Here is a 1,831-nt window from a genome sequence, read left to right on the forward strand (position 1 = left end):
CGGTGCGTGTCAAGGTAGTTGTCGCCTGAATCACGCAGCCAGTCGTTCTTTGTTGCCTCCTGGAAGTTCGCCGGCGCAAACGGTCGCTTCGCGCTCGGGGTTGAGGGCCACCACGTCGATGCGACGCCAGTTGCGGGTTTCTCCAGACCAGCGGCCCGGATTGCTTTGCCGCGCCCGAAGGTACAGCTCATGCCGAGCCTGCAGGATGTGGCGGTCAGTGCCGGCGTGGCGCTGCGCCGGCGTCACGTAGCCGATGCCGCTGTGGCGGTGCGCGTGGTTGTACCAACGCACGAACTCGGCCGCCCAGCCGCGAGCATGGTCCAGGTCGACGAAGCCGCCGGCAGGGAACTCGGGCCGGTACTTGGCGGTGCGAAACAGGCTCTCCACATACGGGTTGTCATTGCTCACGCGAGGGCGCGAATACGACGGGTCGATCCCCAGCCAGTGCAGCATCGCCAGCACGGTGGTTGCCTTGAAGGTCGAGCCGTTGTCGCCGTGCAGCACCGGCTTGGCCGCCATCGCGTGGATGCCCTCGGCCAGCGCGGTGCGCTTGACCAGATGGGCCGCATGGTCGGCGTGATCCGTCGCATGCACCTCGAAGCCGACGATCTTGCGGCTGAACACGTCCAGGATCAGGTACAGGTAGAACCAGCGTCCCAGCACCTGCGCGGGCAGGTAGGTCAGGTCCCAGCACCACAGCTGCGCCGGGGCGGTGGCCACGTGGGTGGTGGGTGGCCGGACCTTGCGCGGCGCCTTGGCGCGGCTGCGGTGCCGGTTTTGGCCGGCCTCGCGCAGCACGCGGCTGAAACTCGATTCGCTGGCCAGGTACACGCCCTCATCGGCCAGGGCAGGCACGATGCGCGCCGGCGGCATGTCGGCAAACCTCGGTTCGTTGGCCACCTCCAGCAGCCGCTGGCGCTCCTCGGGCGTCAGGGCATGGCCTGGGGTCCCACGCAGGGCCGTAGGCCTGCCGTCGCCGGTTTGCAGCCCATCCTGGGCCTTCCAGCGCTGAAGCGTCCGCACGCTGATGCCGGCGAACTCGCAGGCTGCGGCGAGCCGGGCGCCCTCGTGGTGCGCCTGCTCGATGTGTTGGGCCATGTTGCGGCGATCTTCCAGGCCGATCATTCGGCCTCGCCCTTTTCCCTGGGGAAGATCGCCTCGAGTTTTTTTGACAGCACCAGCAAGGCGGCCGCCTCGGCCAAGGCCTTTTCCTTGCGCTGCAGCTCGCGCTCGAGCTCCTTGATGCGGCGGCGGTCCTGCTTGGTCTGCTGCGCACTGGCGGGCTGCTCGTGCGGCTGCGCCAGGGCCTGGGTGGCGCTGCCTCGCCACTGCGCAAGCTGCTGCGCGTACACCCCGTTCTTGCGGCACCAGGCGCTGCGCGCCGTCTCGTCCATGGCTGCCGTCGTGATGACCGCCTCCAGCCGGGCCGCAGCCGTCCAGATGCGCTCGCGCGCCGGCTTGGCCAATGCCTCGGAGCGCCAGCGCTCCAGCGTGTCGGCGTTCACGCCGATCTCCCCTGCCACGGCTTCCACCGCGGCGCTTTCGGGCGGCAGCAGCCTGGCCACCGCGCGATCCTTGAATGCTTGTCCGTATCGAGCCAATTCGTCCTCTTCAACGCCCCCGTGCTTCAAAAATCGGTGGGAAGGCGAGGCTGTGGATTTGTGGACGATGCGCTTCGCGCACCGGCCAGCTTGCCGTGGACAACGCTGGTGCGTTGCCCACCGCGCAGGCCTTCGCCCACAAGCTCCACAGCCACCTACCACCAAGGTAAGAGTCTTGAAGTCAGAGACTCAAGAATCTATCGGGGCGACAACTATTCTGACGCGGGGGG

1 protein-coding gene is annotated in these 1,831 nt (G+C 67.7%); it reads right to left on the bottom strand.

Annotation, left to right across the window (positions count from 1 at the left end):
* Nucleotides 1-30: 30 nt before the first annotated feature.
* Nucleotides 31-1,601, bottom strand: a protein-coding gene (locus PKA16_RS15805; protein WP_099047680.1) for an IS3 family transposase whose coding sequence is annotated in 2 segments (ribosomal slippage) — nt 31-1,163 and nt 1,163-1,601 — 1,572 coding nt in all. Because the reading frame shifts where the segments join, the coding sequence is not laid out codon by codon here.
* Nucleotides 1,602-1,831: the final 230 nt, after the last annotated feature.

It is taken from the genome of Ottowia sp., from assembly GCF_035325765.1.
Taxonomy (GTDB): domain Bacteria; phylum Pseudomonadota; class Gammaproteobacteria; order Burkholderiales; family Burkholderiaceae_C; genus Ottowia.